Source organism: Pseudoalteromonas sp. NS-SX12 (assembly GCF_057367955.1).
The window spans coordinates 1,505,026-1,519,244 of record NZ_CM170634.1; the positions used below are offsets into that span (position 1 = coordinate 1,505,026).

General features: G+C 40.7%; 9 protein-coding genes. 5 read left to right on the top strand and 4 right to left on the bottom strand.

Translation table 11 applies throughout. From position 1 onward, the window contains the following. Window positions 1–34: 34 nt before the first annotated feature. Both AC2IOM_RS07090 and AC2IOM_RS07095 read left to right on the top strand, forming a co-directional pair. Window positions 35–2,221 (top strand): bifunctional diguanylate cyclase/phosphodiesterase, encoded by a 2,187-nt coding sequence (locus AC2IOM_RS07090; protein ID WP_010561930.1) that lies wholly within the window; start codon window positions 35–37, stop codon window positions 2,219–2,221. Between the two features lie 62 nt (window positions 2,222–2,283). Further along, complete coding sequence (locus AC2IOM_RS07095) at window positions 2,284–4,500, top strand: YgiQ family radical SAM protein (RefSeq protein ID WP_486359533.1); 2,217 nt, start codon at window positions 2,284–2,286, stop codon at window positions 4,498–4,500. A 172-nt stretch (window positions 4,501–4,672) separates the two neighbouring features. On the opposite strand, the gene AC2IOM_RS07100 is transcribed toward AC2IOM_RS07095, so the two are convergent. The 3 genes from AC2IOM_RS07100 to coaBC all read right to left on the bottom strand — a co-directional run bounded on the left by AC2IOM_RS07100 (window position 4,673) and on the right by coaBC (window position 9,453). After that, window positions 4,673–7,453, bottom strand: a complete 2,781-nt coding sequence (locus AC2IOM_RS07100) for a S9 family peptidase (protein ID WP_486359534.1) — start codon at window positions 7,451–7,453, stop codon at window positions 4,673–4,675. Window positions 7,454–7,574: 121 nt separating this feature from the next. After that, window positions 7,575–8,162, bottom strand: coding sequence for a nucleoid occlusion factor SlmA (gene slmA / locus AC2IOM_RS07105; RefSeq protein ID WP_010561927.1), 588 nt, complete (start codon window positions 8,160–8,162; stop codon window positions 7,575–7,577). 82 nt (window positions 8,163–8,244) lie between these two features. After that, window positions 8,245–9,453: a bifunctional phosphopantothenoylcysteine decarboxylase/phosphopantothenate--cysteine ligase CoaBC gene (gene coaBC / locus AC2IOM_RS07110; protein ID WP_486359535.1), complete on the bottom strand. Its 1,209-nt coding sequence runs from the start codon at window positions 9,451–9,453 to the stop codon at window positions 8,245–8,247. 94 nt (window positions 9,454–9,547) lie between these two features. On the opposite strand from coaBC, the gene radC reads away from it, so the two are divergent. Together radC and AC2IOM_RS07120 are read left to right on the top strand one after the other, a co-directional pair. Then, window positions 9,548–10,222, top strand: coding sequence for a RadC family protein (radC, locus tag AC2IOM_RS07115; RefSeq protein ID WP_486359536.1), 675 nt, complete (start codon window positions 9,548–9,550; stop codon window positions 10,220–10,222). A 129-nt stretch (window positions 10,223–10,351) separates the two neighbouring features. Beyond that, complete coding sequence (locus AC2IOM_RS07120; RefSeq protein WP_486359537.1) at window positions 10,352–10,567, top strand: (2Fe-2S)-binding protein; 216 nt, start codon at window positions 10,352–10,354, stop codon at window positions 10,565–10,567. 72 nt (window positions 10,568–10,639) lie between these two features. On the opposite strand, the gene AC2IOM_RS07125 is transcribed toward AC2IOM_RS07120, so the two are convergent. Continuing rightward, complete coding sequence (locus AC2IOM_RS07125; protein WP_237130896.1) at window positions 10,640–11,608, bottom strand: class 1 fructose-bisphosphatase; 969 nt, start codon at window positions 11,606–11,608, stop codon at window positions 10,640–10,642. A gap of 156 nt (window positions 11,609–11,764) precedes the next feature. On the opposite strand from AC2IOM_RS07125, the gene AC2IOM_RS07130 reads away from it, so the two are divergent. Continuing rightward, window positions 11,765–14,167 carry a zinc-dependent metalloprotease gene (locus AC2IOM_RS07130; protein ID WP_486359538.1) on the top strand — a complete coding sequence of 801 codons (2,403 nt, stop codon included), beginning with the start codon at window positions 11,765–11,767 and terminating at the stop codon, window positions 14,165–14,167. The last annotated feature ends 52 nt before the right edge of the window (window positions 14,168–14,219 follow it).

Below are 14,219 nucleotides of genomic sequence, written 5' to 3' on the forward strand. Positions count from 1 at the left end.
GAGTTCAAAGGTCTTGTGACGACGTAGAGGTTTCATGACACAACCTGCCGAAGAACAGTTTTTATTCTTGAATGAAGATGATAACGAAACCCCCGAGCAGTACTCTGGTTTTTGGGATGTTTTGATAGTAGATGACGAGCCTGAAGTGCACTCCGTTACACAGCTGGCGCTGTCAGGTTTATCGTTTTGGAATAAACAACTCAGATTTCATCACGCATACAGTGGTGAAGAAGCAGTTAAAAAACTAACTGAAATCCCCAATATTTCAGTGGTTTTGCTCGACGTGGTAATGGAAACCGATGACGCCGGATTAGTAACGGTTAAACGTATTCGCGAAGAGTTAAACAATTCACAATTACGAATTATTTTACGTACAGGTCAACCGGGTTACGCACCGGAAGAAAATATCATTCGTGAATATGATATTAATGACTATAAAACAAAAACCGAACTGACACGCGCCAAACTGGTAACCTCACTTGTAACGGCACTTCGCTCTTATCAACAACTATGCGAGCTATCAGAGCATAATACTGGCCTTGAAAAAGTACTTGATGCGGCCAAATCGATTAACGGTCTTGAAGATTTAACGGCCTTTGCTTCACAAGTTATTGAGCAGATCGCCAAGTTGTTAGACGGTTCTGGTGACGGTGTGATTGTGAGTGCTGAGGGGGGACGTTCTGCTGTGCTTGGTGGTAGTGCTGAATACAAAGGAGCTGTTTGGCAAGGCATAGAACAAATAGATAACAGCCGAGCGCTAGGCGTATTACAACAAACGTTAGCAAATAAAACCCATCAAATTGACGAGCATGACAGCTGCTTTTTTGTTGAAGATGACAAATCGCAGTTTGCTATTTATCTTGAAACCAAAGAAATGGTGCATGAGCAGCAGATCAAGCTTATTGAAATCTTTTTGCAGAATGTGTCATCCGCATTTAAAAATGTCAGAATGCTCAGTGAGCTGCGCGACGCAGCGTATAAAGATAAACTCACCAAGCTACCAAATCGTAACGATTTTATAAATCAAATTGGCCGTTTTTACTCAGATAGTAATAACGATTTTTCTCTTTACTTTATTGATATAGCTGATTTTTCATCAATTAATAATGGTTTAGGGCAAGATGTTGGCGATTTACTATTACAAGCGGTAGCAACGCGAATTCAAGAAGATGTAATTGGCATTCGTTATTTTGCGCGCATTGGCGCGGATGTATTTGCTGCATTAGTTGAGTCCGACAAAGTGACGCCTGAGTCACTCAATCATATATTGTCTTTGCCTTTTCATGCTGGTGAACATTTATTGCCGGTTAACTTTCACTTGGGCGTCTGTGAGCAGCAGTACTTCTATAAAGATGGAAAACAAACACTCAAGTCGTGTTATATCGCACTTAATTTAGGTAAAAAGCACTTAAGATTTAACTACGAATATTATCTGCCTGAAATGGAAGAGAAAATGGCGTGGCAGCTTGGGGTGTTAAAAGAACTGCGTCATGATTTTAGCGAACATAAGTTGGCTGTGTGGTATCAACCGCAAATTTGTTTAGCAACACGTGAAGTAATTGGCTGCGAAGCATTATTAAGATGGCCAAACGAGCAGGGCAGTTTTATTTCTCCGGCGATTTTTGTGCCCTTAGCTGAGCAATCAGGGTTAATTTTACCAATTGGTCAATGGGTGTTAGAGCAAGCTTGTATAACGCAAAAGCAGTTATTAGAACTTGGTTTTGATATGCGTATTGCCGTGAATGTTTCAGTGCCGCAATTTCGTGATCCTCAGTTTGTTAGCAAAGTAAAAGACACATTAGCAGATCACCAAATAAACCCTCAGAAAATTGAGTTAGAAGTAACTGAAAGCATTGTGATGGATGAACCTGAAATTGTGATTGAAGCACTAACTGAGCTAAAAGAGCATGGTTTAGAAATTGCAATTGATGACTTTGGCACTGGCTTTTCGTCATTGTCATACCTTAAAAAACTGCCACTTAACCGCATTAAAATAGACAGGGCCTTTGTAAAAGATATTCCTGAAGACAGTGGTGCCATTGCTGAGTTAATTGTATCACTGGGCAAAAAGCTTGGTTTAAACACCATTGCTGAAGGGATCGAGAATGAAGATCAGGCAAGTTGCTTGCGCCTAATGGGTTGTGAAGAAGCGCAGGGCTTTATGTTTGCAAAGCCAATGCCGTATGAAGAACTCAAACAATTCTTATTGGCTAAAAAATAAACACTAGAGGCTGGCGCTAAACTCAGCTATAATTTGCGGCCATTTTATTCTAGGGGCATTTTATGGCTGCTTTATCAGCAGAGCGTAGTCTTTTTTCATATCCAAAATATTGGGCCGAGTGTTATGGTCCATCGCCTTTTTTACCAACCAGCAGAGAAGAAATGGATGCCCTTGGTTGGGATTCGTGTGACATTATTATTGTAACGGGTGATGCCTATGTTGATCACCCAAGCTTTGGCATGGCTGTAATTGGTCGTGTGCTTGAAGCGCAAGGCTTTCGTGTCGGTATTATTTCACAGCCAGATTGGTCATCAAAAGATGCCTTTATGTCACTCGGTAAACCAAATTTATTTTACGGTGTAACTGCGGGTAATATGGACTCGATGATCAACCGTTATACCGCAGAAAAGCGTTTACGCCATGATGATGCGTATACGGCCGGTAATATTGGTGGTAAACGCCCTGATCGCGCGGTGATTGTATATAGCCAGCGTTGTAAAGAAGCTTATAAAGATGTGCCAGTGGTTATCGGTGGCATTGAAGCAAGTTTACGCCGTATTGCCCATTTTGATTACTGGTCTGAAAAGGTGCGTCGCAGTGTTATTTTTGACGCCAAAGCGGATATTTTAATTTACGGTAATGCAGAAAGGCCTTTAGTTGAAGTGGCGCACGGTATTGCTGCGGGTAAAACCATGGATGAAATGCATGACATTCGTGGTACTGCTGTTATTCGTAAAGAGCCATTACCTGGCTGGCGCGGCTCAGATTCCACTGCCATTGATAAAATCGGCAAGATAGACCCAATTCCAAACCCTTATGGTGCAGATGACGTAGGTTGTAGCAAATCAGAATTTAAACAAGCGGGTATTGAACTAGGCGCTGAAGCTAAGCCTATTACCATTCAGCCGCCGCGTTTAAAGCCGTGGGAAAAAGTGTATGTAAAGCTGCCAGCTTATGAACAGGTAAGTGTAAATAAACCTCTGTATGCACATGCGTCACGTATTTTACACCAAGAAACTAACCCAGGTTGTGCCCGCGCACTATTCCAGCGTCATGGTGATCGTTCTGTTTGGGTGAACCCACCGGCATTTCCACTTGAAACACAAGAGATGGATGATGTATTTGGTTTACCGTATCAGCGTGTGCCTCACCCAAGCTATGGTGATGAGAAAATTCCTGCTTACGATATGATCAAAACTTCGGTCAATATTATGCGAGGCTGTTTTGGTGGCTGTTCATTCTGTTCAATTACAGAGCATGAAGGGCGTATTATTCAAAGCCGTTCAGAACAATCAATTATTGATGAAATTGAACAAATTCGTGACAAAGTACCGGGTTTTACAGGTGTTATTTCTGATCTTGGTGGCCCAACAGCCAATATGTACAAATTGCGTTGTAAAAGTAAAAAAGCAGAAAGCACTTGTCGCCGTTTGTCGTGTGTTTTCCCTGATATTTGTAAGCATATGGATACTGACCAAACGCCAACAGTAAACTTGTATCGCAAAGCGCGTGAAGTTGAAGGTGTGAAGAAAGTATTAATTGCATCAGGTGTGCGTTATGACTTAGCAATTGAAGATCCTAACTATGTTAAAGAGTTAGTGACACATCATGTTGGCGGTTACTTAAAAATCGCTCCAGAACATACCGAAAATGGCCCATTATCTAAAATGATGAAACCGGGAATGGGCACCTATGATCGCTTTAAAGAGCTTTTCGAAAAGTACTCAAAAGAAGCGGGTAAAAAACAGTATTTAATACCGTATTTTATCTCTGCTCACCCAGGTACAACAGATTTGGATATGGTCAATATGGCATTGTGGTTGAAGCGCCATGATTTCAAATTAGATCAAGTGCAAAATTTTTACCCGTCGCCAATGGCAAATGCCACTACCATTTACCATACAGAGATGAATTCGCTTAAGAACATTAAGAACAATACGGAAGTCGTTAGTGTGCCAAAAGGCGCGCGTCAGCGTCGCTTGCATAAAGCGATTCTGCGCTATCACGATCCTGCCGGTTGGCCAATGATCCGTGAAGCATTAAAGAAAATGGGTAAGGCGAACCTGATTGGTAATGGCCCAAATTGTTTAGTGCCTGCAGAATCAAGAAATGAGCAACGTAAGTCTGGTCAGAGTAAAGGTGGTAGGCCTGCACTGTCTCGCCATACGGGTTTTGGTCAGTTTAATAAAGCAAATACAAAGCCTAAGGTGGGTGGCAATAAGTCACGAGGTGGTAAATCTGCAAACTTTAGTAAGAGCAGAAAAAAAGCCAGCTCGTAAGAGTTGGCTTTTGAATGTTACTTTACTCAATCGGAATTCCCTTCCTGAAAACAACTATACGGTTTTTAGCTTAAGCTAAACTGAATAACTTAAGCTTAGGTTAAATAACTCAAGTTCAGCTTAAACAAAAAATGGCGAGCTAATAGCTCGCCATTTTAGTATTTAAATTAGATTACTCTTTCTCAAATGGCACGCCATTTTCCATCCATTTTGGTGCTGGCTTACCTTTAAGGTGGTGATCGAAGTATTCCATCATACGAATCGAGAAATCCACTTGGTTCGGAAATTTCTTCAGGTGATGCGGTTCACCTTCGTATTGTAAGAAAATTACATCTTTACCTGCACGGCGAAGTGCAAGGTAGTATTGGATCCCTTCCTGCCACGGCACTGCGCCATCTTTGTCACCAAACATAATCATAATTGGTGTATTAACTTTATCGGCGAAAAATACCGGTGAGTTTTCAATATAGAGATCTAAGCCATCAAACAAGTCTTTGCCAATGCGGCTTTGTCCTGTTTCGTACTGGAATTGACGTGCAAGACCTGATTTTAAACGAATGCCACTGTATGCACTGGTCATGTTTGATACTGGTGCACCCGATACAACCGCTTTAAACATATCTGTTTGCGTTACCATAAAGGCACTTTGGTAACCGGCCCATGAGTGACCTTGTAAACCAATTTTGTCTTTGTCTGCCACACCCATATCAATCAGTTTTTGTGCTGCGTTAATCATAGTCTGAGTCGATGATTTACCTGGGTGGCCAATTTCAAAACGGATATCCGGTAAGAAAATAGCGTAACCGTTTGAAGTAAACATTGGGAAGTTCGGTCTGTGGTTTAACTCCATTTTCGGGAAGTCATACATGCGTTGGCTCATATAACGGTAGAAATAAATTACTACAGGTACTTTATCGCCTTTTTTATAGCCTGCAGGTTTTATTAGCACGCCTTGTAAATCTTCACCGTTAAACCCTTTATACTTTACAAGTTCCGGTTTGCTTGCCCATGCAAAACTCTCTTTTTGAGGATTCAGGTTAGTTAATTTTGTTGAAGTGGAAAGCGACGTGTTGCTTACCCAAAAATCAGGAAACTCATGATAGCTTTGACGCGTATAAATTAGCGTATCGGCATGTTTCGCTTTCTTTACTAGGTCAAAACGCGCTTCGCCAGTTAAAACCTGTTCAAGTTGGTTGTTTGCTAAATTAAGTTTTGCAACGCCGGTTTGTTTGTTCTCTAGGTTAAAGCTTGAAAGTAATAACGTATCGTTTAAATCAAAAGATAGTTTGTTTTTATCTACGTTTTTAACACGATAACGTGTTTCGCTTTTATAACCATGAGTTAAACGCGCGCCTTGCTGCGTGTTTACATCAAATGCCCAAATGTCATATTTGTCATATACATAAAGGGTATTACTATCACTGCTCCAACCGGCAAATCCATAGCCAGGTTGTTCACTTGGATAATCGTGTTGGTCGTCGCCAAACGTTGCTCGAATGCCTTTGGTTATCGCATTAAGCTTGGCGTCTTTGAGTGATTTAAGCTGAACTTGGCCCTTATCGAAGTATGCGGCAAATTGACCATTAGGTGAAAGCGTCGGACGTGCGCGGGTATTTTCGCTAATTTTAACGCTCTTGCCGGTTTTAGTATCTACCGCATAGTAATCCGCAAAGAAACCGTCATACATAATTTTGTGAAGATGCGGCTTATTGCTATAACCAAGTAAAAATTGCTTTTCAGTATGCAGGCTTACATCCCTTACAAGCTCAGTTTCGAGCTGTACTGCTTTATCGCTGTTTAAATGAAATACCGCTTGGTAATGGCGATTTTTATTCTTTTCATTCCATTGCTGAATTTCGCGCGGCTTTATTTCGGCATCTTTGTGGTGCCATACTTTTAAACCTTTTTGGTCACGAATCACATCGTAATCATAAAGGTCGTTTTGCTCTTTATATTTTTTTTGTTCAACTTTTGCTGAGAGTAATGGGCGTGTCTCAAAATAAAGGCGCTCGCCAGTTTCAGACCATTTTAATTTAGCCGTTTTACCGATAAACCAATTCTCGATAGGCGTTTCGATTTGTTTTAATTGGTTGTTTTCACTGTGCCATAAGTAAAGTGAATGTTCACGACGACGCTTATCATCATTAACGTAATTACCGACCGAAAGCGCTAGAACATCATTTTCTGGGTGCCATACGAGTTCGTTAGCTACAACGCCAGGCTCAGTAAATAAGCTGCTCATTTCAAAATTTGGCAGAGCGATTTGGCTAATGGCGTTTTTATCGCCTTCTTTGCTTACTTGGCTTACAACAAGTTGCGTGTTGCTTGGTGCAATGGCGTAAGTAAGCACGTTTTCAATTGAATGCGTTTTATCGTTTGTTAAGTTCACAATATTAAGGGTGTAAACTTTATCTTTTTTATCCGCTTTTAATTTCGCGTCTTTATCGTCTTTGTCTTTTGATTTTTTATCTGCTTTTTTATCACTTTCGGCTTCGTCTTTATTCTTAACTTCGGTGCGGTAAGCCAACCAGTTTCCATCATTTGAAATAACAAAGTCTTCAACACGCTCAAAGGTGATAACCTTGCCGGTTTCGCTATTTACTAACGATAAATCATTTTTTAGCTTTTTCTTTTTATCTTTTGATGCACTTTCACTAGCAAGTAGGTCTGGTTTAACGGTAAACGCGACCCATTTCTCATTTTTATTAATAACCGGTGATGTGCCGCGTTCAACCGTAGCAAGCAATGCTTTGTTATTTAGCGTATAAACCTGTCCTTCGCTGTTACCGCGATAAGGGCTTGCGCTAAATGCGAGTAAATTTCCCTGCTCAGAAAGTTGGGTCGACTTTGCGTATTTAAAATCAAATACGTCTTTAAATTGAAGAGGTTCGCTGGCGCTTAATGCAAAACTGGTTGCTAACGCTAAGCTTGAAAGTGTAAACGCGAGTTTCATTAATGATTACCTAGTGCTAATTATTAGCTCTAGTGTAAACAGAAACCAAAAAGAAGAAAGAGAATGCGATAAGTCGCAAAATAGCGCGTTGAAGTAAAACATTTACTTCAACGCGAGGGGGTTAGTGCCAAGCTAAGGTGAAAAGTGACCACTGCGCGTCAAATTGCGCGGTTGGTTTTGCTTTAAAATCTGAGCGCACAAACTGGTTCATTTTACCTTCAACGTAGGCTAAAAGTAGATTTGCTAACTGTTCTTCTGCAAGGGTAAAGGTTTTACCTTCACGTAATTTGCGCTCGCGCAATACTTGCTTTAGTTGCGTTTCTAACTTTTCAAATAAGCCTTGAATACGCTCACGTAAACGCTCTTGTTCACCTTGCAGTGCATCACCGGTAAGAATGCGCGTAATGCCTGGATTTTTTTCAGCAAAGCTCAGAAGTAACAATAAAATATTGTGAATACGGCTATGGGTGTCTTTTTCTTTTTCTAAGATAAGATTGATATTTGAAAGCAGGGCATTTTCAATAAACTCAATTAAGCCTTCAAACATACGTGCTTTGCTTGGAAAGTGGCGATAAAGCGCCGCTTCTGAAACACCTACCTCAGTGGCTAGTTTAGCCGTGGTGATACGCTGTCCTGGACTGGTTTCAAGCATTTGCGCAAGTGCTTGTAAGATTTCTTCCTTGCGATTACTACGTTTTGTGGCAGGCATTTTTATCCCTTACTTCTTATCATTATTATCAACCTCAAGAGGCGCATATCTTAATTACTTATGATTTTAGATGCCAGTTTTTTTACTTTTTAGCCGCGAGTTTTGACGCGATTTCTTTCAATATTAAATGGCTAATTTGTTGTTTCGATTGCAGTGATAAATGACGCTCACCCTCCGGCCAAAAGAGTGTCATGGCATTGTTTTCACTATTAAAACCAATGCTAGAATCAGACACATCGTTGGCGCAAATCATATCGAGATTTTTATTTTTTAGTTTGCCTTTGGCGTAGTTAGCAACATCGTTGGTTTCGGCTGCAAAGCCTACTGTAAACGGGCGATTTGCTTTTAGTGCAGCAACTGAGGCAATAATGTCAGGGTTTTTGCTGAGCTCAATGGTCATGGTATCGCCCTGTTTTTTAATTTTATTATTTGCAGTCGTTGTTGCCTTGTAATCGGCAACAGCTGCGCAGCCAATAAATACATCTGAATTAACTGCTAACTCCATGGCTGCATCATGCATTTGCTGTGCGCTTTCTACATCAAAACGATTTACTTCACTCGGTGTGGTTAAATTCACAGGGCCACTAATTAAGTTTACATTAGCTCCTAGTGCTTTTGCGGCACGCGCCAATGAAAATCCCATCTTTCCTGAGCTGTGATTAGAAATAAAACGTACAGGGTCAAGCGCTTCACGGGTTGGACCCGCTGTAATGGTTACGGTTTTGCCTGCAAGTAGTGGGGTATCTTCGCGCATTAAACACAACTCAACTAGCTCGTTTGGCTCTAACATGCGGCCTTTACCTACATCGCCACAGGCTTGTTCACCACTGGCAGGTCCCCAAATAGACACACCATATTCACTTAATTTTTGTAAGTTTTGCTGGGTTGCAGGGTGGGCATACATTTGCTGATTCATTGCCGGTGCAATCGCTACTTTTGCCGGGGTTGCGAGTACCAAGGTGGTTAATAGATCATCGGCCATACCATGGGCCATTTTAGCTATGGTGTTAGCGCTGGCTGGGGCAATTAAAATAAGGTCAGCCCATTTAGCAAATTCAATATGGCCCATTGCCGCTTCTGCCGCAGGGTCAAGTAAGGATGTCGAAACTGGGTTTCCTGATACAGCTTGCATGGTAAGCGGGGTTATAAACTGTTGCGCAGAGTCGGTCATTACCACCTTAACTTGCGCACCGTTTTCGGTTAAACGTCTTGTTAATTCAGCACATTTATAAGCAGCAATACCGCCCGTAATTCCCAATACAATTTTCTTCGACATAATATTTAATGACATGTTTTAAATTAGCTAAACCATACCATTTTCCATAATTTTTGGCGAGGCTGGCTATACTAATAAAATGATTTCAAACGTTAACATGGATCGTTAAATGCAAATAAATCAAATGCCCATTGAGGCAAGACCAAGAGAAAAGTTATTAAGTAAAGGCGCTAGTAGTTTAACCGATGCTGAGTTATTGGCGATTTTTTTACGTACTGGCATTAAAGGGCTGAATGCCATTGAGTTAGCCGATACATTACTCAAACAACAAGGCTCAATTGGTCAGCTCTTTTCATTGGAATGTGATTCATTCTGCCAACAATTAGGGCTGGGGCCCGCAAAATATGTGCAGCTGCAAGCTGTGCTTGAATTAAGTAAACGCTTTTTTGCTGAGCAACTTCAGCGTGAAGCCGTATTTGATTCGCCTTATTCGGTAATAAATTATTTAAAGTGCGAACTACAAAAAGAGCATAAAGAATGTTTTTATCTACTGTTACTCGATAGCCAAAATAGGCTCATTAAATCGGTTAATCTATTTCAAGGCACCATTAATGCCGCATCTGTCTATCCACGAGAAGTTGTTACTACGGTATTAAAATACAACGCGGCAAATGTGATTTTGGCCCATAATCACCCCAGTGGTATCGCTGAGCCTTCAGAGGCAGATAAATTAATAACTAAGCGACTATCAGACGCACTTGGTTTGATTGATGTGAGTATTTTAGATCACATTATAATTGCAGCAGGTAATACGCATTCCTTTGCAGAGCATGGTCAAATTTAAAGGGTAAAAACTGAGTTTATTAATGCTTTTTTGTAAATAGCTGTTTTTACAGTTATTAATATTATTGAAAATTATTCTCAATAGCATTAAAATTTGTAGTGTAATTAATTTTGAAAGCACTCACTTATTATGTACGTTTGTATTTGTCATGCAGTTACTGAAAATCAGATTAAACAGGCCGTAACCGATGGTATGGATTCGATGCGTGATGTGCGTGGCTGTTTAGGTGTAGGCAGTCAATGTGGTAAATGTGTATGTCATGCAAAAGATGTAATCACACAATCACAGCAAGAGTTAGCTATTAAAGTAAGTGTTGATTACACCAGCTGCCAGAAAGTAGCTTGATTCAAAATATGAGATTTCTAAATAAAAAAACCGCGTAAATCGCGGTTTTTTATTACTCAAAATAAAGTCTATTTACTTGTGATAATCCAAGCAAATTTCCACTTCATTTTTTGAACCCATAGTAACCGCAACGCGCTGGTGAATTTCTTGTGGTTCAATATCTAAAATACGATCAAGGCCTGCATATGCAACGCCGCCAGCTTGTTCTACTAGCATTGCCATTGGGTTTGCTTCATAAAGTAAGCGTAGCTTGAATGGCTTTTCCGGGTTTTTCGTGTCTTCAGGGTAAGTAAATAAACCGCCGCGACATAATAAACGGTGCACATCACCTACCATGCAGGCAATCCAACGCATATTGAAGTTTTTCTTACGTGGGCCTTCTTCGCCAGCAAGGCAATCAGCAATATAGTTTTGCATTGGTGCTAGCCAATGGCGCTGATTTGATGCATTAATTGCGAATTCTTTAGTATCTTCAGGAATAGCTACTTTGTCTTCAGTAAGTAAGAAACTGCCGTGCGTTCTATCTAATGTGAATAAACGCGTACCTTTACCAATGGTGAGTGCCAGCATAGTAGATGGGCCATACAGTACATAACCTGCAGCCACTTGGTGCTTGCCCGCTTGCATGAAAATGCTTTGATCATCAGCAGCTTTGTCTTTTGGCGCTTTCATAATTGAGAAGATAGTGCCAACTAACGAGTTAATATCAGTATTTGAAGACCCATCAAGTGGGTCAAATGCAACGATATACTCAGCATCTGGGTTGCCAGCAACAGTATAATCTTCTTCTTCAGATGCAATGGCTTTTACATAGCCAGATTCAAGTAGAATATCTTTGAGTAATTGGTTCGATAAAACATCAAGCTTCTTTTGTGTTTCACCTTGAATGTTCTCGTCTAAGGTTGAACCTAAAACACCTGATAATTCACCTTGGCTTACGCGGAATGAAATTTCTTTACAAGCAGCAAGAATCGTTCTGATCAATGATAAAAGATCACGAGGACAGCCGTCTTCGATCAATACTGGTGGAAGTCTACGCATTTTATATTCCTGACTAATAGCTTATTGCCACGTAAAGTGAGAGGGTGGCAACAGGCAACCTTTCGGCAGCGCTCAGTTAAATTTGTATACAATTGTGCATTAGCTTGTGTATGATTTAAGCACCATGCACCATTGATAATGAAATAACAAAGAAAGATGCAAAGATTAGTACAACCATTTCTGCTGATCTGTGCTTTGTTACTGTTAAGTATACCAAAAGCGCAGGCAACCCTGAAACCCATTGAATCATTTACTCGCGAAATGAATCGTTATCCGGGTTATTTTACCTTTTATTACGATAATGCTTCGGGCAAGGTTTACTTAGAAGTAGATAAATTAAACCATGAATTCTTGTTGCAATTAAGCATGCCTTACGGCTTAGGGTCAAATGATATTGGTCTTGATCGCGGTCAGTTGGGCGATACTAAAATTGTGCAGTTCGAAAAGCATGGCAACAAACTTTTATTAAAACAAAATAATACTTACTACCGTGCAAACAGTACTAACAAAGCTGAGCTGCAAAGTATTCGTGAAGCATTTGCTTCAAGCGTATTGCACGGTTTTGAAATTAAAGCTGCGAGCAATGAGCGCGCTTTAATTGATTACACACCGTATTTATTATCCGATGTACATGGCGTTTCAAGAACGTTAGCGAGTCGAAATCAAGGAAGCTTTAGCTTAGACAAAAGTAAAAGTGCTGTTTATATGCCGCGCTCTAAGTCGTTTGCTAAAAATACTGAGTTAGAAGCGATTGTTAGCTTTAATGGCACAAAGCCGGGTAAATACATCAAACAAATCGCACCAGACCCTTATGCTATTTCAGTACATTTACACCACTCGTTTATTGAATTACCGGATGATGGCTTTAAACCACGTAAATTCCACCCGCAATCGGGTTTTTGGAGTGAAGAATACAAAGACTATGCAGCGCCATTATCTGAGTCTATGTATGTGCGTTATATTCCAAAACATCGTTTAGCGAAAAAAGATCCAACCGCTGAAATTTCAGAAGCCGTTAAACCGATTGTTTACTACCTCGACCCAGGTGTGCCCGACCCGGTAAAAACAGCGTTACTCGATGGTGCAAAATGGTGGCAGGCAGCCTTTGAAGCGGCAGGTTATAAAAATGCTTACCAAGTAAAAATGCTACCTGAAAATGCAGACCCGATGGATATTCGTTATAACGTGATCCAATGGGTGCACCGTGCAACCCGTGGTTGGTCATATGGTTCAAGTGTTATCGACCCGCGCACAGGTGAAATTATTAAAGGTCATGTAACTCTTGGTTCACTGCGTGTACGTCAAGATATTCTAATTGCTGAAGCACTGGCTGCACCTTATTTAAATGGTGATGAAAGCGTAGAAAAACTGCATGCGATGGCGCTTGACCGTATTCGCCAGTTAAGTGCCCATGAAGTAGGTCATACTTTAGGTATTGCGCATAACTTCTCTGCATCAGTAAAAGACCGCGCATCGGTGATGGATTATCCGCATCCGTTAGTGAGCTTTAATGATGATGGCAGCTTTAAAACTGAAAACGGCTATGGCAAAGGCTTAGGTGTGTGGGATATTCAAGTTGTGAAGTATGGCTACTCTGATTTTCCAATTTTGAGCGAAGCAAAAGAGCTTGAAAAAATCTTAGCGGAAAATAAGCGCCTTGGCCTTGAGTTTATTTCCGATAGCGATGCACGCGCGAAAGGCGGTGCACATCCAACAGCACATTTATGGGATAACGGTGAAAATCCAAGCCAAGAATTGTTGCGAGTGCTTTCTATTCGTGAGAAAGCGATGTCGAAGTTTGGCATTCATAATATTAAAAATGGCACGGCACTATCGCAGCTAGAAGAAGTGTTTATTCCACTTTATTTATTCCACCGTTATCAAACAGAAGCAGCGGTGAAATTGATTGCAGGTGTTGATTACGATTATGAATTGCGTAGTGGTGATACTTTTAATGGTAACAAGCTTGTTGATGTTGCTAAACAAAAAGAAGCACTAAGTGCGCTATTAACAACGCTTGAAGCGGACCAGTTAGTAGTGCCTGAGCACATACTTAATGTTATTACACCAAAAGCGTACGGAGAGTATAAAACCCGCGAAAGCCTTACTGGGCGCACCGGTTTAACACTCGATCCGTTAGCATTACCGGAAGTTTCAGCAAATCACACATTAACCCTGCTGTTAAATTCCGAGCGTCTAAATCGCCTTCATTTCCAAGCGATGCGAGATAGCAAACAATTAAGTGCGCGCAATGTGTTATTTCAACTCAGTGAGCAAGTGTTTTTCAGTAACCAAAAGCAAGGCATGTTGCATCAAGTGGCACAGCGCATTCAAATGGTAACGGCATATCATTTAGTGAACACTGCATTAAGTGATAAAACTGACCCTGAAGTACAGGCTGAACTAGCAGGACAAATTGAATTTATAGCCCGTAAATTTGCACGCTCTAATGATAACTTTAAGAAATATCTTGCGAATATCTTATTTAAATCGTTAGAAGAGGGTCAATGGCAAGGTCACTTTAAGCCACTGCCCATGCCGCCGGGCTCACCTATTTAACACCTAAATAGTAAGTTATGGCATACTAAGCCCATTAGCGAAATCTAATGGG